Consider the following 22,886-nt stretch of genomic DNA (forward strand, 5'->3'; position numbering starts at 1 on the left):
TCCTTCAGCGGTCGGCGGACGGCACGGTACGGACGCGCGACAGCACCAGGAGAGAACCGGTCACGGCGACGTCCCTTCGCTAGCCCTAACTAGATCAGGTTCAACGGGTCTGCTCTCAGCCCGGGAGATACCGGGCACCCCGCGTCACCGCCGACCGTAACAAGGACCGGCCGGGACTTACCACTCACGGGGGCATGGGAGTGGATCACGCCGCCGCAAGCATCGTGATCGTCACGAGGACGAGCAGGCCGAGGTAGGACCGGGCGTACAGGTGGTCGGGGATACGCGGGGGGCGGCGGCGAAACGCGATGATGACCGGGATCGCGCCGGTGAGCAGGCAGGCGGCGGCCGTCGGGTCGATGAGGCCGATGAGATGAGCGCCGGCGGCCGGGCCGGCGGGCAGGGAGACGAGGGCGGCCGGTACCGCGATGACGAGGGTGAGCGGGTTGGCCAGCGCGGTCGCTGCGTGCATGGAGTGCCCGGCGCGGCGGAGCATCGGGACGGTCATGACGCTGCCGCCCACCCCGAGGAACGCCGCGACCGCGCCGATCGGTGCGCCCAGGGCGGCGGGGATCGGCCGCGGGCCGCGCGGTGCGGCCTCGCCCGGTGCGTGCGGGCGGATGAAGCCGGGGCGTACCAGTAGGTCCACGATCGCCGCAACGAGATACCCGACGAAGGCCCACCGGGTCAGGCCGGGTGGGACGAATCGCGTCAGGAGCGCGCCGGCCGCGCCGCCGGCCGCGAGCAGCGTGAGCAGGACGGCGCGGCCGCGCAGCGCCGCCAGGAGGTTCCGGCGGGTGGCGGCCGTGGCCAATCCCGCGTTCACCACCATCACGAGGGCGGACGTCGCCGTGGCGACCCGCATCGCGCCGGATCCCAGGGCGGCGTCCGACCACACCACCACCGGCACCGTGACGAATCCACCCCCGAAGCCGAACAGCACGGTCGTCACCCCGGTCATCAGCCCGATCCCGAGCAGTACGACGAGTTCCACGGACTCAAGACCATCAGGCCGGGTCGAGCGCGCGCATTCGAAGATCGGCATCATTCCTTCGTGTCTCGGCCACTAGCCTGGTCGGGTGAAGAACGTGTCGCTGGCCGAGGTCGACCACCTCTCCCGCGCCGTCCTCCCGATCGGCACCGACTACCCGCCCGGGCACCTGCTCGACTGGCACGAGCACCGCCGCGCGCAGTTCCTGTACGGCGCCACCGGCGTCATGATCGTCGAGACTCGCGACGGCACCTGGACCGTCCCCACCGACCGCGCCGTCCTCATCCCGCCCGCCATCCGTCATCGCGTCCGGATGCTCGACGTCAGCACCCGGAGCCTCTATATCGAGCCCGACGCCGTCCCGTGGTGGCCTGCGGCCTGTACGGTCGCGGACGTCACTCCGCTGCTCCGGGAACTCCTCCTCGCCGCTGTCGCGTTCCCCGCCGAGTACGACCTGGCCGGCCGGGAGGGCGGCATCGCCACCCTGCTCCTCCACGAGATCGCCGCGCTCACGCCTCTTCCACTGCACGTCGCCCTTCCGGCATCCGCCGACCTCGCCGCCCTCTGCCGGGCCTACCTCGCCGCCCCCGACGCCGGGGTGACCAACACCGAATGGGCCGCCCACCTGTCCACCAGCGAACGCGCCTTCACCCGCCGTTTCCGCCGCGAGACCGGCCTCAGCCCCGCCGTCTGGCGCACCCGCGCCCGTCTCCTCGCTGCGGTTCCTCTCCTGCGTGCCGCCACCGTCACCGAGGTCGCCGCCCGCCTCGGCTACGCCTCACCCGCCGCATTCACCACCGCCTTCACTCGCGCCTTCGGCCGGCCACCGTCCCGCTTCTCCCGGCCGTAGCGGCATTGACCTATCGCGCCAGGTCGATCTGGTAGCGGATGAAGCCGTTGTTCTCGGCCATCGCGTCGTACAGCCGCCGGGCCGTGGCGTTCGACTCCTGGGTGTGCCAGTAGACCCGGGAGCAGCCGTGGGCCCGCGCCCAGTCGGTGACCGCCGTGATCAGCGCGCGGCCCACGCCCCTGCCTCGTGCGTCGGGTTCGGTGAAGAGGTCCTGGAGGTAGCAGACGTCGGCGTCCGGCATCGAGGTGCTGGGATGAGTGAGGAAGTGCACGATGCCGACGAGCCGTCCGTCGAGTTCCGCGCCGAGCGCGTGGATGCGGGTGTCCGCCTCGAACTCCCGCCAGGCGCCCTCGTACATCTCGTCGGGTTCGACCCGCCCATAGAAGGCGATGTAGCCGCGGAACAGTTCCTCCCAGGCGGCTCGGTCGGACGGAACGAGCCTGCGAACGCTGATCATCGGTCTCCTGCACGATCGGATGGGGCCTGGCCGTCGACGGCCCGCCTTCGGCTCCCGAGCGTACGGACGAGCGATCGGCGCGAACACGGCCACTCGCCCCCGAAAGGGCGAGACCAGTCCAGGCTTCCGGTAGGGCTGGCCGTACCCGCGAAGCGGGGGATGGCGGCAATGCGCGGCCGACCGGTGCGTCCGTAGGTTGAGCGTCCGATGCGACCTTCGATGCACCGACTCGGGCTCATCCGCGCGGCCGACGCGGCGCCGTACCTTCGCGGGTTCGTCTTGTCCGGAATCGCCACTGTCCTGGTCACGCGGGCCCTGTTGGCGCAGACCGGCTATCCCAAAGTGGGCGGCGGGAACCTGCACATCGCGCACGCCCTGTGGGGCGGCCTGCTCATGGCCGTGGGCCTGGGCATCGCCGTCGCCTTCCTCGGCAGAGCGGCGCGGCTGTGGGCCGCGATCGTGGGCGGGGTCGGCTTCGGCCTGTTCATCGACGAGATCGGCAAGCTGGTGAACAAGACCGGATACTTCTACCGGCCGGCCGCCGGGCTCATCTACCTGACCTTCGCCGGGCTGGTCCTCGTCTCCCAGTGGGCCGGCGCACGGGCGCCGCTCAGCCCGCGCGAGCGTACGGCCAACGCCGCCTCGACGGCGCTCGCCGGATTGAGCCCGGGGCTGACGCCGCAGGAGCGCCGAGCGGCCGTGCGCCTGATCGCGGACCTGGACGGCGAGGTGCCCGCTGCGCTCCTGCGTCTCCTCGACGCGGTGCCGGAGCGCCGGCCGTACGTACCAGGACCGGTGTGTACGGCGGCCGCCCGCGTCCGCGGTCTCGCCGGTCGCCTGGCGAGACACCGCGTCGTCCGTGACATCGCCGTCTGCTACCCGGCCGCGCAGGGAGCGCTGACACTCGCCGGGGTCCTCGCCGACGACGTCATCACCGCGCATCCCGCCGAACGGCAGACCCTCGCGGTCGTGGCCGTGGCCTGCTGCGCCGTCGTCTCGGCGGCGCTGGGCGGGTACGGGGTGCTGCGGCTCGCCCGCGACCGCCCGGCGGCCTTCCGGCTGTGCAACGCGGCCCTGCTGGTCGACATCCTCGCCGGACAGGTCTTCAAGTTCACGATCAACCAGTTCGCGGCGCTGTCCGGCCTCGCCGTGGACCTCCTCGTCGCCTGGATCATCGCGACGGAGTTGCGCGGGCTCACGGCTCCTCGGCCGTCTGTGACTGATCTAGGAGTTCGCGCGCGCGGTTGAGCTCCGCGGCGGCGTCGGGAGTGCTCGCAGTGGACGCCGCAGCGTCCAGCAGGCGCGCCACGGCGCTGCCTTCGACCCAATGTTCGAGCGTGGTGTACCACGCGGCTTTGGAGAAAGCGCCGAACCAGATATCCGCGACGAGCCATGCCAGGTGACGCGCCGCCGCCTCATTCTCGCGCGTCTCCCAGTGCGCGAGATACGGCTCGATGGGCACGCCGAGATCACCATTGGACTCCAAGAAGGAGAACGCGGAGAACTCGCGGGGGAACTCGCTCAGCAGCGTCGGCCACCAGGCTCCGAGGAACGTCTCGATGGCGGCGCGCTCGTCATCCGGCCAGGTCGCCCACAGCAAGTCGACCTTTTCCAAGAAGATCGACGCGACGGCCTGTTCGGAGACCTCATCATCGGCGATCAGCTCCAGAACGCGGGGCAGGAAGTGCTTGAGCTCCGCCTCGTCGCCCCAGGTGGACAGCGCGCGCCACATCAGCGGGTGGAGGTCGTCCGCGCTGAGCAGGCGTAGCGGTCTCGCCCGCGTCGCCGCGACCTCGGCCGGGGTCACGCAATGCTCGCAGTAGTCGATCTCGGCGGGGAGCGGATGGCGCGCGAAGGCGGAGTAGAGCCGTTCGGTGGCCTCAGCCAGATCCGGGAATCCGATCACGCCGGACGACGATACGGCCTGTCGGTCTCCGCGGGTGGCTTCCGCGCGAGGACGAGCCGGTAGCGCGGGCTGCCGTCGTCGCGGCGGCCCATCAAGGGCACCGTCGTCACGGTGAACCCGGCCGCCGTCAGGTCGTCGCGGACCGCGTGCAGCGGGCAGGTGCGGTAGTACATGACGAACGGGGGACGCCACACGGCGTTCCGGACCCGCATGGCCAGGTCGAATCCGAGCAGCGCCCAGTACCAGCCCGACGTGACGGGCGGCGGCGCGCCGAGTGGGAACGCGAAGAGCCCGCCGGGCCGCAGCGCGCGGTACACCCCGCCGAACAGCGCGGGCCGTTCGGCGGGCAGGAAATGCCCCAGCGCTCCGAAGCTGACCGCCAGGTCGAAGGCCCCGGCGAAGGGCAGGGCCCGGACATCGGCCCGTACCCATCCGGCGGCCGGGTGCGCCCGGCGGGCCTGCGCGAGCATGCCGGCGCTGAAGTCGACACCCGTCGTCCGCCCCTGGCACAGGGCTTCGAGGACCCGCAGGCCCGCGCCGGTGCCGCAGCACACGTCCAGCCCCCGGCCGAACGGCCCGAGCGGGCGCAGAGCGTCGGCGGCCGCGTCGAGAACGGCGTCCGGAGTGCGGAAGGGCGTGTGGTCGAACTTCGGGGCCAGCAGGTCGTAGCCGCGTTCGACCGAGGACAGCGCCTGGATCGCCAGTTCACGCGGAGATGGGCCTTGAGGCGAGAACACCGGCCCAGGGTAAGCCGGAGCGGCGATGGCGTGCTTCACTTCGGCGGGTGACCGAATACGACGTGCTGCGGGTCTTCTGCGGGCCGGACGGGAACGACGGCAACGCGCTGGGGGTCGTACGGGACGGGGCCGCCGTGCCTACGGAGGGGGAGCGGCAGGCGTTCGCGCGGCGGCTCGGGTTCAGCGAGACCGTCTTCGTGGACGACGCCGAGCGCGGGGTCATCGACATCTACACGCCGACGCTGCGGCTGCCGTTCGCCGGACACCCCTGTGTGGGCACGGCCTGGCTGCTCGGCGTGCCCGCGCTGATCACCCCGGCGGGGCGGGTCCGCGCCCGGCGCGCGGGGGAGTGGACGTGGATCGAGGCGCGGGCGGAGTGGGCGCCGCCGCGCACGCTGCGGCAGTACGGTTCGGCGGCGGAGGTCGACGCGTTGCCGGTGCCGCCGCCGGGGGAGTGGATCTACGCGTGGGCGTGGCAGGACGAGGCGGCCGGCCGCGTACGGGCGCGTGCCTTCCCCGGGCGCGACGACGGGATCGACGAGGACGAGGCGACCGGCGCGGCGGCGCTGCTGCTGACGGCCCGCCTCGGCCGCGCCCTGACGATCACCCAGGGCCGCGGCTCGCAGATCGTGACCGCTCCGGGGCCGGGCGGGCTGATCGAGGTCGGCGGCCGCGTTCGCCCGGCAGGGACCGTGGCGTAGGCCTTATGCGTCCTCGGTGTGGGTGCCGCCGTCGTGGTCGGATTGCCGCTGATGGTGACGGCCGGCGACCGGTTCGCCCGGTTTGTCGCGGCAGCATCGACGTCACAGTGGCTGATCAGATCCGGTGCATGTTCGTGGTCATCGCATGGGTCCGGACGGGCGCGACGCACTCACTTCCTGCCGGGGGCGGCCATTGAGCGGGTCATCGGCCGGGGGAGGGCTTGGGGGACCACACGCCGGCGGCGGTGCCCTCCTCGACGTGCCTGCGGTACGTCATGACCTTGTCGTGGATGATCGCCAGGCTCGCGGTCAGGTCGGCGATCTTGGCCTGGACCGTCCGTTCGTGCTCTTCGAGCAGGGCGAGCCGCTCCGGCTCGTTGCCGGAACCGGCCCGTACGAGCTCCGCGAACCTCTTCATCGTGGCGATGGGCATGCCGGACTCGCGGAACCGGTTGCAGAGCAACAGCCACGAGACGTCGGCGGGGTCGTAGACCCGTTGACCGCCCGCCGACCGGCGGATCGGGTGCAGGAACAGCCCTTCGCGCTCGAAGAACCGGAGGGCGTGCACGCTCAGCCCCGTCTTCTCCGCGACCTGTCCGATGGACAGCCCTTCCGTGTGCCTCGTCACGGCGCCGAGCGTACAGCTTGACCTAGAGAGAACTCTAGGTTTTAGCGTCCTGGGCCATGACAGCGAAGCAGCAGAGGATCGGCAGTGGTTTCGGCGCCCGCAGCACGGCGGGCGACGTCCTGGCCGGAATGGACCTGTCGGGCCGGACGGCCCTGGTGACGGGCGGGTACTCCGGCCTGGGGCTGGAGATCACGCGTGCCCTCAGCGGGGCGGGCGCGCACGTCATCGTCCCCGCCCGCCGGCGGGCCGCGGCGGAGACGGCCCTGCGCGACCTCCCGCGCACGGAGGTCCGTGAACTCGATCTCGCCGACCTGGAGAGCGTGCGGATGTTCGCCGAGCGGATCCTGGAGACGGGCCGTACGCTCGACCTCGTCATCGCCAACGCCGGGATCATGGCCTGCCCGGAGACCCGCGTCGGGCCCGGCTGGGAGGCGCACTTCGCGACCAACCATCTCGGCCACTTCGCCCTGGTCAACCGGATCCGCCCGGCGCTGGCCCCCGGCCGGGCCCGGGTGGTCTCGGTGGCCTCCTCGGGACACTTCCTGTCCGGCGTCCGCTGGCATGACGTCCACTTCCGCGAGGGCTACGACCGTTGGCTCGCGTACGCGCAGTCGAAGACCGCGAACGCTCTGTTCGCCGCGCACCTGAACGAACTCGGGGCGGATGACGGCCTGCGGGCGTTCGCGGTCCATCCGGGCAGCATCCTCACTCCGCTCCAGCGGCACGTTCCCCGCGAGGAACAGATCGCCCAGGGGTGGATCGACCCGGAGGGCCGGCCCGCGGAGGGCTTCAAGACTCCTGAGCAGGGAGCGGCGACGGCCGTGTGGGCGGCCACGTCGCCGCTGCTCGACGCCCACGGCGGGGCGTACTGCCAGGACTGTGACATCGCCGAGCCGGCCACCACGGACGACATGCTGATCGGCGGGGTCAAACCCTGGGCGGTGGACCCGGACGAGGCCGCGCGGCTCTGGGTGCTGTCGAGCGAGCTGACCGGAGTCGACGCGTTCTCCTGACGGCGGAGCCGCCCCGGTCGGGCACCCGCCCGGCCGGGGGCGGCCGCGTCATGGCCGCGGTCACGGCTGAAAGGGCGGTGAAAGCGCCTTGGCCCGGTCCGGTGGCCGGTCTAGCCTTCGTCGACTCCTCGGGAAAGCGCTTTCCGAGCGGATGAAGGAGGACGCCGATGGGACGTTCACGAAGCAGGCGGAGGCGTGGCGGAGCGGTCGCGCTCGCCGTCGCCGCCGGAACGGTGATCGCCGGAGGTGCGCAACTGCCCCGGCACGACGCGGTCGCGGCGACCGCCCGCCAGGTCGAGAAGCTCAACCGCGGCGTGGTCAGCGTGCGGTCCGGCAGCGGGAACTTCGTCAGCTGGCGGCTGCTCGGCACCGACCCGGCCGGCGTGGCCTTCAACCTCTACCGCGGCTCGGCGAAGGTGAACTCCAGCCCGATCACGAACTCGACGAACTACTACGACGGCGGCGCGGCGTCGGGGGCCTCGTACACGGTGCGGCCGGTCGTGGACGGCGCCGAGCAGGCGGCGTCGGAGGCGTCGCTGCAGTTCGGCAGCGGCGGCTACCTGGACGTTCCGATCAGCCCGCCGCCCGGCGGGACGACGCCGGACGGCGTCTCGTACACCTACAGCGCCAACGACGCGAGCGTCGGCGACCTCGACGGGGACGGACAGTACGAGATCGTCTTGAAGTGGGATCCCTCCAACTCCAAGGACAACTCGCAGTCCGGCTACACCGGTGACGTGTACGTCGACGCGTACCGGCTGAACGGCACCCGGCTGTGGCGGATCGACCTCGGCCGCAACATCCGGGCCGGCGCGCACTACACGCAGTTCCAGGTGTACGACTACGACGGCGACGGCAAGGCCGAGGTCGCCATGAAGACCGCCGACGGCACGAAGGACGGCACCGGCAAGGTCATCGGCAACTCCTCCGCCGACTACCGGAACTCCAGCGGGTACGTCCTGTCCGGCCCGGAGTACCTCACGATGTTCAACGGACAGACCGGCGCCGCGATGCAGACGGTCGACTACGTCCCGGCGCGCGGCACCGTGTCGAGCTGGGGCGACGGCTACGGCAACCGGGTCGACCGGTTCCTGGCCGCCACGGCGTACGTCGACGGGCAGCGGCCGAGCCTGATCGAGGCCCGCGGCTACTACACCCGTACGGTGATCAGCGCGTGGGACTGGCGGAACGGCGCCTTCACCCGCCGCTGGACCTTCGACACCAACAGCTCCACCAACTCCGGCAAGGGCTACGACGGCCAGGGCAACCACAACCTGGCGGTGGCCGACGTGGACGGCGACGGCAAGGACGAGATCGTCTACGGCGCGATGTGCGTCGACGACAACGGCGCCGGGCTCTGGACCACGAAGAACGGCCACGGTGACGCGATGCACGTCGGCGACCTGGACCCGAGCCGCCCGGGGCTGGAGGAGTTCAAGGTCGACGAGGACTCGTCCAAGCCGAGCTCCTGGTTCGCCGACGCCCGTACCGGCCAGGTCATCTGGCAGACCTCCCCGAACGGCGACAACGGCCGCGGCGTCTCCGACGACGTCTGGGCGGGCAGCCCGGGGGCGGAGTCCTGGTCGGCGGCGGCCGACGGCCTGCGCGACACCCACGGCAACGTGGTCGGCCGCAAGCCGTCCTCGACGAACTTCGTGATCTGGTGGGACGCCGACCCCGTACGGGAACTGCTCGACGGCACCCACATCGACAAGTACGGCACCAGCTCCGACACGCGCCTGCTGACCGGCTCCGGGGTCGCCTCGAACAACGGCACGAAGTCCACGCCGGCGCTGTCCGGCGACATCCTCGGCGACTGGCGTGAGGAGGTGATCTGGCGGACGTCGGACAGCACCGCGCTGCGGATCTACACGACGACGGCCGTCACCGACCGGCGGATCGTCACGCTGATGCACGACACGCAGTACCGGACCGCCATCGCCTGGCAGAACACCGCGTACAACCAGCCGCCGCACCCGAGCTTCTTCATCGGGAACGGCATGGCCGAGCCCGCCCGGCCGAACGTCTACACCCCCTGACACACCGCGAACGGCCGTGGCGGGTGGTCCCGCCGCGGCCGTTCTGCCGGGGTCAGGAGACCTTGCCGACGCCCGCGCCGGCGGTGACGGTGGACTTCACCGACGAGCCGGACTCGGCCGAGTAGGAGTAGGGGATGCTCGCGACGCTGGAGGAGTTGCGGGTGGCGATGCTGCCGGAGCCGGTGAGGTAGTTGCCGCTCGCCTTCAGGTTCCCGTCCGGCGAGTCGCCGGTCTGGGTGACCGCCGGGCTCTTGACGTTCTCGAAGTAGTTGTTCTCGACGAAGACGCCCGCGTTGCAGGTGGAGGCGACACCGTAGCTGGTGACGGCGCCGTAGTAGTTGTTGAAGACGTGCACCGGGTTGCCGAACCGGACGCGCGGGTGCCGCTGGGTCGTCTTGTCGAACCAGTTGTGCACGTACGTCACGCGCAGGTGGCCGATGTCCTCGGACCCGTTGTCGTCGGAGTGGCCGAGCAGCGCGGTCTTGTCGTGGTTGTGGAAGTGGTTCCACGACACGGTCGCGTAGTCGGACGCGCGCTTGATGTCGACGAGCCCGTCGTAGGCGTTGGACAGGTCGTTGTGGTCGATCCACACGTTCGTGGAGTACTGCACGTTGATGGCGTCGTCGCCGGAGCCGGTGAACGTGAGGTTCCGGATGATCACGTTCTTCGCGTTGGCGACGTTGAGCCCGTAGCCGGTGATCTTCCCGGCGGTTCCGACGCCGATGATCGTCTTGTTGGACGTCACCTTCGTCATCGACGACAGGGAGATCGAGGCGTTGACCTTGATGATGTACGAGCCGCTGCGCGAGGCGTAGTCGGTCAGTTGCGACGCGGTCGTCACGGTGACGGTCGTGCCGCCCGCGCCGCCGGTCGTCCCGCCGTTCATGCTCGCGAAGCCGACCGGGCTGGACTCGTACGCGGCGGCCACCGGGGCCGCGGCCGTCCTGACGGTCTTGGCGGTCGCGCCGGTGCCGGTCAGCGCGCCGGCCCCGAGGGCGAGGCCGAGGATCGCGACCGCGCTCAGGGGGCGCAGGGGGAGCCGCCGGGTCCGGGTGGTGGGGTGCGTGTCGTTCCCCATGGGGAACCTCCTCCAGGGGTGGGTGGTGCGGTGGGAGCGGGGCGGAAAAGGTTTTCCTCTCGGCAGAGTCCCGCCGCCGTCAAGGGCCGTCAACGCGCCATGGCGGCCCGCCCGCCGGTGGGCGCGCCCCCGTTCCGCCCGTCACCGCTCCACCAGCGCGAACCCGTGACGCCTTCTTGACTTGCCTCTGACAAACGGCGTGAAAGTTTCATTTCGGTGACCATCCCGCTTCGGCGGAATGGTTCGTTGTCTGGGATGGTTAGGGCGGCTAAGGGCCGGTCGTCCCCTCCGGGGTGACCGGTTTCGCGCTGCCGGGCGAAGGGACATGGAGTGACGACGACGAATCCCCGCGGGACGGTCCAGGGGGTCGGCCTGCGATCGGAACGGGGACCGGTGCTGGCCGCGCTCATGCTCAGCACCGGGCTCGTCGCCCTGGACAGCACGATCATCGCCACGGCGGTGCCGTCCATCGTCCACGACCTCGGCGGCTTCACGCAGTTCCCGTGGCTGTTCTCGATCTACCTGCTCACCCAGGCGGTCAGCGTGCCGCTGTACGGCAAGCTGTCCGACGTCTTCGGCCGAAAGCCGATCATGTTCTTCGGCATCGGGGCGTTCCTGCTCGGCTCGGTGCTGTGCGGGGCCGCCTGGAGCATGCTCAGCCTCATCATCTTCCGCGCCGTGCAGGGGATCGGCGCGGGCGCCGTCCAGCCGATGAGCATGACCATGGTCGGCGACATGTACACCGTCGAGGAACGCGCCCGCGTGCAGGGCTACCTCGCCAGCGTCTGGGGGATGTCGGCCGTCGTCGGGCCGACCCTCGGCGGCGTGTTCTCCGACTACCTGTCCTGGCGGTGGATCTTCTTCATCAACCTGCCGCTGGGCGCCTTCGCCGCGTTCATGCTCGCCAAGCGCTTCACCGAGTCGGTCGAACGACGCTCGCACCGCCTCGACTACGCCGGCGCGGTCCTGCTGACCATCGGCTGCTCGCTGGTCATCCTCGGCCTCCTGGAAGGCGGGGTCTCCTGGGGCTGGGCCTCGGCGCCGAGCGTCCTGATCTTCGCGGTCGGCGTGGCCGCACTGGTCGCCTTCTGCCTGGTCGAGCGGCGCGTGCCCGAGCCGATCCTGCCGCTCTGGGTCTTCGGTCACCGTGTCCTGGTCGGCGCGACGCTGGCGTCCGTGGTGGTCGGCGCGGTGACGATCGGGCTCAGCTCGTACGTGCCGACGTACGCCGAGGGCGTGCTGGGCACCAGCGCCCTGGTGGCGGGCTTCGCGCTCGCGGCGCTCACGGTCGGCTGGCCGATCGCCGCCTCCCAGGCCGGGCGGATCTACCTGCGCATCGGGTTCCGCGACACCGCGCTGATCGGCGGCGCCGTCGCGGTGATCGGGACGCTGCTGTGCCTTCCGCTCGGCGTCTCCACGAAGGTCTGGGAGGTCGCCGCCGCGTGTTTCGTGATCGGCGTCGGCCTGGGGTTCACGGCGAGCCCGACGCTGGTCGCCGTGCAGTCGGTCGTGGGGTGGGAGCACCGCGGCGTCGTCACCGGGAACAACATGTTCGGCCGGTCGCTCGGCAGCGCCGTCGGCGCCGCGGTGTTCGGCGCGATCGCCAACGGCACGCTCGCGCACCGCTTCGCCCACCCGCCGGCCGCGCTGGCCGGCCGGCTCGGCCACAGCGTCGACGCCACCAGCGTGGTCTCGGCGGGCAAGAGCGGCAAGGACCCGGCGGTCGCGGCGTTCGTCCGGAACGCGCTGAACCACGCGAGCCACAACGTCTTCCTCACACTCGCCGCGCTGGCCGTTCTCGGAGTGGCGGCCGTCGCGCTGATGCCGCGCCGGACCGAGCCCCTCGATCTGGCCTGATCGGCCGGGAGCACACCGCGAGCGGACGGCCGCTCCGGCCGAGGCTCGCCGGGCTCTCCCGCGGAGCCACCGCCGTCGCTCATTGCGCGAGGGTCGGAGCCTTCCGCGATCTGACCAGCGCGGTGCGGGCCTCCGATCGTTCACGCGAGCGCGTGCTCGACCGTCATCGCCGCGCCCGCGCGACCCGGGCGGGGGCGCGGCCTTCCGGCGCGCCGGCCTCTCCGGGCGGCTGAACGCCTGTCGGCGGTGAGCCGCCCGGGCGCCGGCAGCTCGTCGTCAGGCCGCCTTCGGCGGGATGCGCCGGATCACGTCGGCGCGCAGGACGGCGAGGTCGACGCCGTCGTCGGTGAGGACGCGGGCCGCCAGACCCTGGCCCTCGCGGAGCACGCCGAGCAGGAGGTGCCCGCCGCCGATGTAGTTGTGGCCGAGGGACAGGGACTCCCGCAGGGCGAGCTCGAGGACCTTCTTGGCCCTCTTGCTGAAGGGGATGTGGCCCTTCGGCACCTGCCGGCGCCCCTTCGGGGCGAGCGCGCCGGGGCCGAAGCTGGCCTCGGTCGCCTGGCGCACCTGGTCCAGGTCGATCCCGATCGTGGCCAGCGCCTCCGAGTCGAGGGCGTCGTCCGGCGACTCGGTCAGCAGGCCGATCCGCCGGCTGAGGCCTGATCCCGTGACGCCCTGGGCGAGCAGCGCCTCGGCCGCCGGCCCGTGCCCCTCGTCCAGGAGGGCGAGCAGCAGGTGCTCGGTGCCGATGAACGGATGGCGCATCCGCCGCGCCTCCTCCTGGGCCAGCCGCACCGCCTGCCGAGCGTCGTCGGCGAACCGTTCGAACATCCTTACCGCTCCTTCCCGAGGATCCGCCGGCCGCCGCCGTACTTCTTGTGGACCGCCTGCCGGCTGACGCCGAGGCAGACGGCGATCTCCTGCCAGGACCATCCCTGGTCCCGCGCGTTCTCGACCTGCAGCCCCTCGAGGCGCTCGGCGAGTTCGCGCAGCGCGCGCACCGCCCGCAACCCGATCGCCGGGTCGCGGCTGCCCGCCGCCTGGGCGAGCTGGACTCCGTCGTTCATGGCGTCAACATAGGTTGACAGGGGAGCGGATGTCAACCTTGGTTGACGCGTTACTGGCAGGTCGTGTGCGTCGGGCGCATCACCAGGACGACCCGCCGGTCCGCGTCCCCGACCGGCGGGTCGTAGGCGAGCCCGTAGCGGCGGGCGAGGACGTCGAAGAACGCGCCCCCGGGGTCGGGTTCGACGCCCTCGATCGACCCGCGCACCTCCAGGTAGCGGTACGGCCGGTCGGGGTCGTTGACGGAGATCGCGACGGACGGGTCGCGGCGGACGTTGCGGCACTTCTGGCGGTCGGTCGTCGTGGTGAAGCGGAGGTGCTCGCCGTCCCAGAGCAACCAGACGGGCGTCACCTGCGGCCGGCCGCCGGGCCCGACCGTGGCCAGGTGCCCGAACAGCGGGCGTTCCAGCAGGTCGCGGTGGCTCTCGGGGATGAGGCTCTGTGGGGTCAACGTTGATCTCCATTCAGGTTCGGTGAGACCGCAACTTATCAAGACCTTGATAATTGTCAAGGTCAGTATCGATGCACGGGACTGTATGATCCGGTCATGGGCATGCCGCTGGACGAACGCCTTGGAATGGACCTCAAGCGGGTCGAACAGGAGCTCATGGCGGCCAAGCACGCCGCCGTGAAGGTCGCCGGGCTGACCGTGCCGCAGTACGCCGCGCTCTACGGCCTCGCCGACGCTCCCGGGATCTCGGGCGCCGCCCTCGCCCGCGCCTGCATGGTCACCCCCCAGGCGATGACGGGCGTGCTGAAGAACCTCGAGGAGCGGGGGCTGGTCGAGCGCACCCCGCATCCCTGGCATCGCAACGTGCTGGAGACCCGCCTCACCGACCAGGGCCGTGCCGCGCTCGAGAAGGCCGACGCGCGGGCGTCCGCGATCGAGCGTCGCATCTTCGAGGAGTTCACTCCGGAGGAGCGGGACGCCCTTCGCGCCCTGTTGGCCCGGGTCGGCAAGGCCGTTCGGGCGCAGGCGGCGGAGCAGGCGACCGAATGAGATTCGACTCACGCGGCCGGTGATCTTCCGTCGCGCCACCGCGGTTGGACATACTCGACGCACGGCTCACGGTGACGGAGGGACGGGATGACGGTTCTCACCAGCGCGCTGGACACCGCCGGGCCGGACTATGCCGCCCGGCGGGCGGCGATGCTGGCCAGACTGGCGGAGCTGGACGCCGAGCACGCCAAGGCGGTCGCGGGCGGCGGGCCCAAGTACGTCGAGCGTCACCGCAAGCGCGGCAAGCTGCTGGCCCGCGAGCGGATCGAGCTGCTCCTCGACCCGGACTCACCGTTCCTCGAGCTGTCGCCGCTGGCCGCCTGGGGCACGGACTTCACCGTCGGGGCCAGCGTGGTCACCGGCATCGGCGTGGTCGAGGGCGTCGAATGCCTGATCTCCGCCAGCGACCCGACCGTACGGGGCGGCTCCAGCAACCCGTGGACGATGCGCAAGTCGTTCCGCGCCGCCGAGATCGCGCTGCGGAACCGCCTGCCGGTGATCAACCTGGTGGAGTCCGGCGGCGCGGACCTGCCGACGCAGAAGGAGATCTTCATCCCGGGCGGCCGTACGTTCCGCGACCTGACCCGGCTGTCCGCCGCCGGCATCCCGACGATCGCGCTGGTCTTCGGCAACTCCACCGCCGGCGGCGCGTACCTGCCCGGCATGAGCGACTACGTGGTCATGGTGAAGGACCGCGCCAAGGTCTTCCTCGGCGGACCGCCCCTGGTCAAGATGGCCACCGGTGAGGAGTCCGACGACGAGAGCCTCGGCGGCGCCGAGATGCACGCCCGCACCAGCGGCCTGGCCGACTACATGGCCGCCGACGAGTACGACGCGCTGCGCATCGGCCGCCGCATCGTCGCCCGGCTGAACTGGCGCAAGCAGGGCCGCGAGCCGCTTCCCGCGCGCCCGCCCGCGTACGACGAGGACGAGCTGCTCGGCATCGTCCCCGAGGACCTGAAGATCCCCTTCGATCCGCGGGAGGTGATCGCCCGGATCGTCGACGGCTCGGACTTCGACGAGTTCAAGCCGCTGTACGGCGCCAGCCTCGTCACCGGATGGGCGACGTTGCACGGCTACCCGATCGGCATCCTCGCCAACGCGCGCGGCGTGCTGTTCAGCGAGGAGGCGCAGAAGGCCGCGCAGTTCATCCAGCTGGCGAACCAGAGCGGCACGCCGCTGCTGTTCCTGCAGAACACCACCGGCTACATGGTCGGCGCTGAGTACGAGCAGGGCGGCATCATCAAGCACGGCGCGATGATGATCAATGCGGTGTCCAACAGCCGGGTCCCGCACCTGACCGTGGTGATGGGCGCGTCGTACGGCGCGGGCAACTACGGCATGTGCGGCCGGGCGTACGACCCGCGCTTCCTGTTCACCTGGCCGAGCGCCAAGTCGGCGGTGATGGGCCCGGCCCAGCTCGCCGGCGTGCTGTCCATCGTCGGACGCCAGGCCGCCCAGGCCCGCGGCCAGGTCTACGACGAGGAGGCGGACGCCCGGATGCGGGCGATGGTCGAGCAGCAGATCGAGGCCGAGTCGCTGCCGTTCTTCCTGTCCGGGCGGCTGTACGACGACGGCGTCATCGACCCGCGCGACACCCGTACCGTCCTCGGCCTCTGCCTGTCCGCGATCAACAGTGCCCCCGTCGCCGAGCGCCCGGAGGGCTTCGGCGTGTTCAGGATGTAGGCGATGATCTCTCGACTGCTCGTCGCGAACCGTGGCGAGATCGCCCGCCGGGTCTTCCGCACCTGCCGCGATCTCGGCATCACCACGGTCGCCGTCTTCTCCGACCCCGACGCGTCCCTGCCGCACGTCGGCGAGGCCGACCTGGCCGTACGCCTGCCGGGCGCGGCCCCCGCCGAGACGTACCTCGACGGGGAGGCGATCGTCGCGGCGGCCAGGGCCGCCGGGGCGGACGCGGTCCACCCCGGCTACGGCTTCCTGTCGGAGAACGCCGCCTTCGCCGAGGCCGTCATCGCCGCCGGGCTGACCTGGGTCGGGCCGCCCCCGGCGGCGATCGCCGCGATGGGCTCGAAGATCGAGGCCAAGCGGCTCATGGGGGAGGCGGGGGTGCCCGTCCTCCCCGAGCTCGACCCCGCGACGGTGAGCGAGTTCCCCGTGCTGGTCAAGGCGTCGGCGGGCGGCGGCGGCCGGGGCATGCGGATCGTCCGCGCCGCCGGGGACCTGCCCGGTGCCGTCGAGGCGGCCCGGCGGGAGGCGGCGTCGGCGTTCGGCGACCCGACGGTGTTCTGCGAGCCGCTGCTGACCGGCGCCCGGCACATCGAGGTGCAGGTGCTCGCGGACTCCCACGGCACGGTGTGGACGCTGGGGGAGCGGGAGTGCTCCATCCAGCGGCGGCACCAGAAGGTCATCGAGGAGGCCCCGTCCCCGGCGGTGGACGCGGCGCTGCGCGAGCGCCTGTCGGAGGCGGCGGCCGCGGCCGCCCGCGCGATCGGCTACACCGGCGCGGGCACCGTGGAGTTCATGCTCACCCCCGGCGGGGAGTTCTTCTTCCTCGAGGTCAACACCCGGCTGCAGGTCGAGCACCCGGTCACCGAGTGCGTGTACGGCGTGGACCTGGTCGCGCTGCAGCTCGAGGTCGCCGAGGGCGCCGCGCTCGGCGACCCGCCCCGGCCGCGCGGCCACGCCATCGAGGCGCGGCTGTACGCCGAGGATCCCGCCGAGGACTACCGCCCGTACAGCGGCCCGCTGCACGCCTTCGAGATCCCGGGCGTGGACGCGGAGTTCGCCGTCCCGCCGGGGCACGGGCTGCGGCTGGACGCCGGCGTCGTCTCCGGCAGCGTCGTCTCGACGCACTACGACCCGATGCTCGCCAAGGTCATCGCCTACGGCCCCACCCGTGCCGCCGCGGTCCGCCGCCTGGCCACCGCCCTGGCCGAAGCCCGCATCCACGGGCTCGTCACCAACCGCGACCAGCTCGTCACCACCCTGCGTCACGACGCCTTCCGCGCGGGCGACACGGACACCGGCTTCCTCGACCGCCACCCGACGACCGCGCCGCTCGCCGGCGAGAAGGCCGTACGCCTGTCGGCGCTCGCCGCCGCCCTCGCCCGCGCCGTCGCGAACCGCCGGTCTGCGCCCGTCCTGCGCGGCCTGCCCAGCGGCTGGCGCAACGTCGTGTCCCAGCCGCAGCGCGCCGTCTTCGAGGAGGCGGAGGTCGCCTACCGTCTCACCCGCGACGGCCTGGCCGCCGACGGCCACCCCGACGTCGCGCTGGTCTCCGCGGAGCCGGACGCGGTGGTCCTCGACCGCGGCGGCGTACGGCTCCGGTTCGCCGTGGCCTGGTACGACCGGCGCGTGCACGTCGAGTCCGTCCTCGGGCCCGTGACCCTCACGCCCGTCGAGCGGCTGCCCGACCCCGCCGAACAGATCGCCCCGGGCACGCTCCTCGCCCCGATGCCCGGCTCGGTCGTCCGGGTCGCGGTGCGCGAGGGCGACACCGTCGAACGCGGGCAGCCGGTGCTGTGGCTCGAGGCGATGAAGATGGAGCACCAGATCCTCGCCCCGGCCACCGGGGTCGTCACGGCCCTGCACGCCGAGGCCGGCCGCCAGGTCGAGACCGGCGCCGTCCTCGCCGTGGTCACGGAGGGCTAGTCAGTACCGCGACGGCGCCGCTTCGGTGTCATGAGGCGGTGAGACGGTCGCGGAGGGCGGTGGCGCCGGACTCGGCGAGCCAGTCGGAGAGGGTGCGCAGGCCGGGGTGGATGACGCGCAGCGCCTCGATGTCGGCGTGCCAGCGGTGACCCGCCTCCCATTGCTTCTTGATTCCGGCGATTCCCGGGCCGAGCGCGGCGGCCTCGTCGTCGGTGAGCTGCTCGTACCGGACCGGGATGCCGGTGGCCTCGGCGATCGCGGCGGCGGCCTCGACCGGCGTCGGTTCGTCGCCGGCCAGTTCCAGGGTCCGTCCGGCGAACCGGGCCGGGTCCGCGAACGCGAGCGCGGCGAACTCGGCGATGTCCTCCAGCGCGATGACCTGCATGGGCTTGTGCGGTGAGAAGAGGTGCCGGTGCACGCCGTGGGAGATGCCGTCGAGGCCGCGAGCTCCGGCGGCAAGATAGTTGGTCATGAACCGGACCGGGCGCAGCACGGTGGGCAGCGCGATGTGGTCGCGCAGGTACTCCTCGATCAGCGCCTTGCCCTTTGAGCCCCACGACCCGGCCGACGCCGAGGCGACGGTGCTGAACACGACCTGCTCGATTCCCGCCGCGGCCGCGGCGTCGATCAGCGCCCGACCGCGGGCCGCTTCGAGGTCTGTTTCGGGTCCGGCCGGCCCGAAGGCCACGGGCGGGATGCCGAACACGGCGACGGCGCCGTCGAACGCGGGACGCAGGCTCGCAGGATCGTCGAAGTCGCCGCGCACGAGTTCGGCGCCCGCGGCGGCCAACTTGACGGCGGCGGGTGCGGTCAGGTCGCGGACCAGGGCCCGCACCGGCCACCCTCCGGCGAGCAATCGCCGGGCGGTGACGCCGCCCTGCTTGCCGGTGGCGCCGGTGACGAGGATGGGGGAGTCGAGGTCGGCCGGGTTCGCGGTGGTCATGGGTGTCCTTTCCGGAGATGGTGCGGGATACTCAAGTGATCCGGAATGCTCCACCCGCTTCAACCTCGTGGACAAGGATTTCGTGACATGACAGCAGGACCGGCGCCGGCACCCGCCGGGCGCGCCGACGCCCGCCGCAACCGAGAGATCGTGCTGCGCACGGCGATGCGCGTGTTCGCCGAGGAGGGGCTGGAGATCTCACTCGGCCGGATCGCGCAGCGCGCCGGGGTCGGCGCCGGGACCGTCTACCGGCACTTCCCGAGCAAGGAGATCCTCATCGAGGCGGTGCTCGCCGAGCACATCGAGGGCCTGGTGGCCGCCGCCGACGGGTGGGCCGCCCGCGCCGCGCCCGGTGACGCGCTGTTCGGCTTCCTCCTGGAAGTGATCGAGAAGTCGGCGGGCCGGCAGCACATCTGCGACGCGCTCACCGCCGACCGGGGCTGGCCGCGCGTCGTGATGGCCGCTGCGGGCCGGCGGTTCCGTGAGGCGCTGGAGCGCCTGCTGCGCGACGCGAAAGAGGCCGGTGCGATACGCGCCGACGTACGGGCCGACGACCTGTCCGCGCTGGCCGTCGGCGGCGCCGCGCTGCGTTCGGCGCACCGGGACCCGGTGCGGGGCACCCTGCTGGTGCGGCTGCTGCTGGACGGACTACGCCCCGGGGCGGTCACGAAATACGATGCGTTCCGTGACTCATCCTCCCTTCCGCGTCACGGAACCGCCGCCGAGAGGCACTGCGTCGAATGCGGCGCTCGGCTGCGCGTCCGTGCCACCGGACGGCCGCCCCGCTACTGCGGCCCGGCCTGCCGCCAGCGCGCCCACCGGCGCCGCCTCGCAGTCCAGCCGCCGTCGCAGTCCTAGAGGGCGCTCCAGGTCGCGCGGGCGTCGAGGAGCGCGGGTCGCCCTCCGGACATCGGATGATTCTGGCGGGCCACTTCGCGTTCGTCGACGAGAGCGAGGATCCGAAGCACCACCGGACCCTGGCCGCGATGACCGCCTGATCGCGGGGCGGCGGGCCCCGCTGCCGGAGGACGGCGGCTGCGTAAGATGTGACCGCGCCGATCACGCGGACGCGTGCGGCGCCTGAAACCGTCACTGTGGGCCGGGACGGATCTTCCTGAGGCCGTGGCCCGGCCATCGGCAGGGGACGCCTCCCGGGTCCGTCCGGGGAGGGCCATGGAACCGCTCGTCCGTCTCACCGCCGAGGCCGGGATCGCGACCGTCACGCTCGACTCGCCGCGCAACCGCAACGCGCTGTCGAGCCGGCTCGTCGCCGAGCTGCGCGAGACGCTCACCGCGGTGACCGCGGACGACTCCGTGCGCGTCATCGTCCTGACGGGCACCGGCCCGGTGTTCTGCGCGGGCGCGGACCTGAAGGAGCAGCGGGCGGGCGGGGCCCCGCCGGACGTCCCCGGCCTGCTGACGCTGATCTGGGAGAGCCCGAAACCCGTCGTCGCGCGGCTCAACGGACCGGCGCGGGCCGGCGGGCTGGGGCTGGTCACCGCCTGCGACATCGCGGTCGGACCGGACACCGCGACGTTCGCGTTCAGCGAGGTGCGGCTCGGCGTGGTGCCGGCCATGATCGCGGTGACCTGCCTCCGCCGCATGGAGCCGCGCGCCGCCGCCGAGTACTTCCTGACGGGGGAGGTCTTCGACGCCCGGCGCGCGCAGGAGATCGGGCTGCTGAACCGCGCCGTGCCGCCGGAGGAGCTGGACGCGACCGTCGCCCACTACACCGGGATGCTCCTGCGGGGCGCTCCGGAGGCCCTCGCCGTCGCCAAGCGGCTGCCGCGCATGGTCCCGGGCGCGTCCGTGGCGGAGGACTTCGCGCGGATGGCCGAGCTGTCCGCGGAGCGGTTCGCGTCGGAGGAGGCACGGGAGGGGATCGCGGCGTTCCTGGAGAAGCGCGATCCGCGGTGGATTCCGTGACCGTGGCCGACGTCCGCGCCGTACCGGCGAGCCGGCGGCTGCTCACCGCCGAGATCTGGGTGGTCTTCGCCGTCTCGCTGGGCGCCAGCGGGGTCCAGGCGCTGCTGCAGCTGATCGCCTCGCTCACCGCGCCGAAGGCGCTGTCGCACCAGCAGGCACTGATCGTCGGGTCCTACGCGCCGGGAAGGCCCTGGATCGACCTGATGTTCCAGCTGTTCGGCATCGTGAACGCCCTGACGCCGGTCGCGCTCGTCGCCTACCTGCTGCTCCGCTCCGGGGAGTCCCTGGCGACGCTCGGCGTGGACCGCCGGGACCCGCTGCGGGACACCCTCCGGGGCGCGGCGCTGGCCGCGGTCGTCGGCGGAGCCGGGCTGGGGTTCTACCTCGCCGCCTACTACTCCGGTGCCAACCTCGCCGTCGTGCCGGCCCGGCTCCCGGACGTGTGGTGGCGCATCCCGGTGCTGCTGCTGTCCGCCGCGCAGAACGGCGTCCTCGAAGAGGTCATCGTCGCCGGCTACCTGCTGCACCGGCTCTCCCAGCTGGAGTGGTCGCCCGGGCGCGCGCTGACGCTCAGCGCGGTGCTGCGCGGGTCGTACCACCTGTACCAGGGGTTCGGCGGGTTCGCCGGCAACGTGATCATGGGCCTGATCTTCGGGCGGCTGTACCAGCGGTGGGGCCGGGCGACGCCGCTCATCGTCGCGCACACACTGATCGACGCCGTGACCTTCGTCGGATACACGCTCCTGCACGGGCACGTCCCCTGGCTGCCCTGAGCGCCACCCCTTTCTTCCTCTTTCATCGATTTTCACCGTCCAGGGCGAGGCGCCTCCGGAGGCCCGGCGGGAAAGCGGCCTGCTCGTGAGCGTGGACGAACGCGCCGCGATCATCACCGTGAAACTCCCCGTTTACATAGGCGATACATTCCCCTTGACAACCCTTTCGCGCGCCTTGGATTGTGGGAGCGCTCCCACACCCCCGCCGCTCGAGCCATAGCGCCCGAAGGGAGTCATTTCCGTGAACGGAAGGGAACTCTCCGCACCCTCCTGCACCATCGAGACGCCGACGCTAGCCCACGTCGCCGCTCTCGCCGGAGTCTCGCCCGCCACCGCCTCGCGTGTGATCAACGGGACCGCACGGGTCAGCCCGCGCGCCCGTTCCCGCGTGGAAGAGGCCGTGCAACGCCTCGGTTACGTGCGACACCGCGCCGCCCCCGCGGACCGTCGCAGTGGATCGATCGCCGCGGTGGTATGCGAGGACGACGCCCGTGTCTTCACCGATCACTTCTTCGCCCGTCTGTTCTCCGGCGTCCGGCGCGAGCTGGGCGACGACCGGGAACTCGTCGTCCTGGTGGTCGGCCGCGCCGGCCGCTGGGGCACCGTCGCGGAGTACCTGCGCGGTGGTCGTGCCGACGGCGTGCTGCTGATCAGCGCGCACGGCGCCCCCGCGATGGCCCTCCGGCAGACGGGCGTCCCCGTCCTGCTGGCCGGGCGGCCGCTGTGGACGACCCCGCTGCCGTACGTCGACGCCGACAACCGCGGCGGCGCGCGTACCGCCGTGGACTACCTGCTCAAGTGCGGGCGCCAGACGATCGGGACGATCGCCGGGCCGCCCGACCGGGCCGTGGGCGTCGACCGCCTGGCGGGCTACCGCGCCGCCGTCGGCGACGCCGGCCTCCCGACCTCCGGTCTGATCACCTACGGTGATCTGCACCAGGCGTCGGGTGAGCACGCGATGAACCGCCTGCTGGACCGCAGGCCCGACATCGACGCCGTGCTGTGCGCCTCCGACCAGATGGCCGTCGGGGCGCTGCGCGCGCTGCGCCGTACCGGGCGCCGGGTCCCCGAGGACGTCGCCGTCGTCGGCTTCGACGACTCACCCATCGCCGGCCGGGTCCGCCCCCGGCTGACGACGGTCCGCCAGCCCATCGAGGACATGGGCGTGCGAATGGCCCGGGAGCTGCTCGGCCGCATTGCCGGGGAGTCGTCCTCCGGGCAGGGCGTCGTGCTGAACACGAAGCTCATCATTCGCGACTCCGCGTGATCATCCGGCCGCGCAGGCCGACCCCCTCAGCAGCCGGCCC

General features: G+C 72.1%; 23 protein-coding genes and 1 riboswitch. Of the genes, 13 read left to right on the top strand and 10 right to left on the bottom strand.

What is annotated here, in order from left to right; genetic code table 11:
- Window positions 1-54: 54 nt before the first annotated feature.
- A riboswitch (TPP riboswitch) is annotated at window positions 55-152 on the bottom strand.
- Between the two features lie 53 nt (window positions 153-205).
- Window positions 206-994 carry a sulfite exporter TauE/SafE family protein gene (locus NE234_RS25820; protein ID WP_252783224.1) on the bottom strand — a complete coding sequence of 263 codons (789 nt, stop codon included), beginning with the start codon at window positions 992-994 and terminating at the stop codon, window positions 206-208.
- Between the two features lie 85 nt (window positions 995-1,079).
- On the opposite strand from NE234_RS25820, the gene NE234_RS25825 reads away from it, so the two are divergent.
- On the top strand, window positions 1,080-1,841 hold the full coding sequence (locus tag NE234_RS25825; RefSeq protein ID WP_252783225.1) for an AraC family transcriptional regulator: 762 nt from the start codon (window positions 1,080-1,082) through the stop codon (window positions 1,839-1,841).
- Window positions 1,842-1,851: 10 nt separating this feature from the next.
- Here NE234_RS25825 and NE234_RS25830 read toward each other — a convergent pair whose 3' ends face one another.
- Window positions 1,852-2,298, bottom strand: a complete 447-nt coding sequence (locus NE234_RS25830) for a GNAT family N-acetyltransferase (RefSeq protein ID WP_252783226.1) — start codon at window positions 2,296-2,298, stop codon at window positions 1,852-1,854.
- A gap of 207 nt (window positions 2,299-2,505) precedes the next feature.
- On the opposite strand from NE234_RS25830, the gene NE234_RS25835 reads away from it, so the two are divergent.
- Window positions 2,506-3,546 (top strand): hypothetical protein, encoded by a 1,041-nt coding sequence (locus NE234_RS25835; RefSeq protein ID WP_252783227.1) that lies wholly within the window; start codon window positions 2,506-2,508, stop codon window positions 3,544-3,546.
- Here the strand turns inward: NE234_RS25835 and NE234_RS25840 are convergent.
- Together NE234_RS25840 and NE234_RS25845 are read right to left on the bottom strand one after the other, a co-directional pair.
- Entirely contained in the window at window positions 3,494-4,204 is a 711-nt protein-coding gene (locus NE234_RS25840; protein WP_252783228.1) for a hypothetical protein, read from the bottom strand. The two genes, NE234_RS25835 and NE234_RS25840, sit on opposite strands and share 53 nt — an antisense overlap.
- Entirely contained in the window at window positions 4,201-4,941 is a 741-nt protein-coding gene (locus NE234_RS25845) for a class I SAM-dependent methyltransferase (RefSeq protein WP_252783229.1), read from the bottom strand. Before NE234_RS25845 ends, NE234_RS25840 begins: the two co-directional genes overlap by 4 nt.
- A gap of 47 nt (window positions 4,942-4,988) precedes the next feature.
- On the opposite strand from NE234_RS25845, the gene NE234_RS25850 reads away from it, so the two are divergent.
- Entirely contained in the window at window positions 4,989-5,642 is a 654-nt protein-coding gene (locus NE234_RS25850; protein ID WP_252783230.1) for a PhzF family phenazine biosynthesis protein, read from the top strand.
- Between the two features lie 202 nt (window positions 5,643-5,844).
- Here NE234_RS25850 and NE234_RS25855 read toward each other — a convergent pair whose 3' ends face one another.
- Entirely contained in the window at window positions 5,845-6,270 is a 426-nt protein-coding gene (locus tag NE234_RS25855) for a MerR family transcriptional regulator (protein ID WP_252783231.1), read from the bottom strand.
- A gap of 56 nt (window positions 6,271-6,326) precedes the next feature.
- Here NE234_RS25855 and NE234_RS25860 point away from each other — a divergent pair, with 56 nt between their 5' ends.
- Window positions 6,327-7,283 (top strand): SDR family NAD(P)-dependent oxidoreductase, encoded by a 957-nt coding sequence (locus NE234_RS25860; RefSeq protein WP_252783232.1) that lies wholly within the window; start codon window positions 6,327-6,329, stop codon window positions 7,281-7,283.
- A 167-nt stretch (window positions 7,284-7,450) separates the two neighbouring features.
- Complete coding sequence (locus NE234_RS25865) at window positions 7,451-9,322, top strand: rhamnogalacturonan lyase (RefSeq protein WP_252783233.1); 1,872 nt, start codon at window positions 7,451-7,453, stop codon at window positions 9,320-9,322.
- A 52-nt stretch (window positions 9,323-9,374) separates the two neighbouring features.
- On the opposite strand, the gene NE234_RS25870 is transcribed toward NE234_RS25865, so the two are convergent.
- The gene (locus tag NE234_RS25870; RefSeq protein ID WP_252783234.1) at window positions 9,375-10,400 is read right to left on the bottom strand and encodes a pectate lyase family protein; all 1,026 of its coding nucleotides are present in this window, start codon (window positions 10,398-10,400) and stop codon (window positions 9,375-9,377) included.
- A gap of 330 nt (window positions 10,401-10,730) precedes the next feature.
- Here NE234_RS25870 and NE234_RS25875 point away from each other — a divergent pair, with 330 nt between their 5' ends.
- Window positions 10,731-12,257: an MDR family MFS transporter gene (locus NE234_RS25875; protein WP_252783235.1), complete on the top strand. Its 1,527-nt coding sequence runs from the start codon at window positions 10,731-10,733 to the stop codon at window positions 12,255-12,257.
- Between the two features lie 276 nt (window positions 12,258-12,533).
- Here the strand turns inward: NE234_RS25875 and NE234_RS45480 are convergent, their stop codons facing one another.
- Genes NE234_RS45480 through NE234_RS25895 form a run of 3 tightly spaced genes read right to left on the bottom strand, consistent with a single transcriptional unit; the run spans window position 12,534 to window position 13,773 of the window.
- Window positions 12,534-13,088, bottom strand: a complete 555-nt coding sequence (locus NE234_RS45480; protein WP_308206930.1) for a Clp protease N-terminal domain-containing protein — start codon at window positions 13,086-13,088, stop codon at window positions 12,534-12,536.
- A gap of 2 nt (window positions 13,089-13,090) precedes the next feature.
- A complete protein-coding gene (locus NE234_RS25890; RefSeq protein WP_252783236.1) occupies window positions 13,091-13,324 on the bottom strand; it encodes an RNA polymerase subunit sigma-70 in 234 nt (77 codons plus the stop codon).
- A 50-nt stretch (window positions 13,325-13,374) separates the two neighbouring features.
- On the bottom strand, window positions 13,375-13,773 hold the full coding sequence (locus NE234_RS25895) for a PPOX class F420-dependent oxidoreductase (RefSeq protein ID WP_252783237.1): 399 nt from the start codon (window positions 13,771-13,773) through the stop codon (window positions 13,375-13,377).
- A 96-nt stretch (window positions 13,774-13,869) separates the two neighbouring features.
- Here NE234_RS25895 and NE234_RS25900 point away from each other — a divergent pair, with 96 nt between their 5' ends.
- The 3 genes from NE234_RS25900 to NE234_RS25910 all read left to right on the top strand — a co-directional run bounded on the left by NE234_RS25900 (window position 13,870) and on the right by NE234_RS25910 (window position 17,937).
- Window positions 13,870-14,322, top strand: a complete 453-nt coding sequence (locus NE234_RS25900) for a MarR family winged helix-turn-helix transcriptional regulator (protein WP_252783238.1) — start codon at window positions 13,870-13,872, stop codon at window positions 14,320-14,322.
- A gap of 87 nt (window positions 14,323-14,409) precedes the next feature.
- Window positions 14,410-16,008, top strand: a complete 1,599-nt coding sequence (locus tag NE234_RS25905) for an acyl-CoA carboxylase subunit beta (RefSeq protein ID WP_252783239.1) — start codon at window positions 14,410-14,412, stop codon at window positions 16,006-16,008.
- A gap of 3 nt (window positions 16,009-16,011) precedes the next feature.
- Window positions 16,012-17,937, top strand: coding sequence for an acetyl/propionyl/methylcrotonyl-CoA carboxylase subunit alpha (locus tag NE234_RS25910; RefSeq protein WP_252783240.1), 1,926 nt, complete (start codon window positions 16,012-16,014; stop codon window positions 17,935-17,937).
- 28 nt (window positions 17,938-17,965) lie between these two features.
- On the opposite strand, the gene NE234_RS25915 is transcribed toward NE234_RS25910, so the two are convergent.
- Window positions 17,966-18,880: an NmrA family NAD(P)-binding protein gene (locus NE234_RS25915; protein ID WP_252783241.1), complete on the bottom strand. Its 915-nt coding sequence runs from the start codon at window positions 18,878-18,880 to the stop codon at window positions 17,966-17,968.
- Window positions 18,881-18,967: 87 nt separating this feature from the next.
- Here NE234_RS25915 and NE234_RS25920 point away from each other — a divergent pair, with 87 nt between their 5' ends.
- The 4 genes from NE234_RS25920 to NE234_RS25935 all read left to right on the top strand — a co-directional run bounded on the left by NE234_RS25920 (window position 18,968) and on the right by NE234_RS25935 (window position 22,846).
- Entirely contained in the window at window positions 18,968-19,738 is a 771-nt protein-coding gene (locus NE234_RS25920) for a TetR/AcrR family transcriptional regulator (protein WP_252783242.1), read from the top strand.
- A 315-nt stretch (window positions 19,739-20,053) separates the two neighbouring features.
- Window positions 20,054-20,806 carry an enoyl-CoA hydratase-related protein gene (locus NE234_RS25925; RefSeq protein ID WP_252783243.1) on the top strand — a complete coding sequence of 251 codons (753 nt, stop codon included), beginning with the start codon at window positions 20,054-20,056 and terminating at the stop codon, window positions 20,804-20,806.
- Window positions 20,794-21,579, top strand: a complete 786-nt coding sequence (locus tag NE234_RS25930) for a CPBP family intramembrane glutamic endopeptidase (RefSeq protein ID WP_252783244.1) — start codon at window positions 20,794-20,796, stop codon at window positions 21,577-21,579. Before NE234_RS25925 ends, NE234_RS25930 begins: the two co-directional genes overlap by 13 nt.
- Window positions 21,580-21,820: 241 nt before the next feature.
- Window positions 21,821-22,846: a LacI family DNA-binding transcriptional regulator gene (locus NE234_RS25935; protein WP_252783245.1), complete on the top strand. Its 1,026-nt coding sequence runs from the start codon at window positions 21,821-21,823 to the stop codon at window positions 22,844-22,846.
- The last annotated feature ends 40 nt before the right edge of the window (window positions 22,847-22,886 follow it).

The sequence above is a fragment of the Actinoallomurus rhizosphaericola genome, from assembly GCF_024055675.1.
GTDB lineage: Bacteria > Actinomycetota > Actinomycetes > Streptosporangiales > Streptosporangiaceae > Actinoallomurus > Actinoallomurus soli.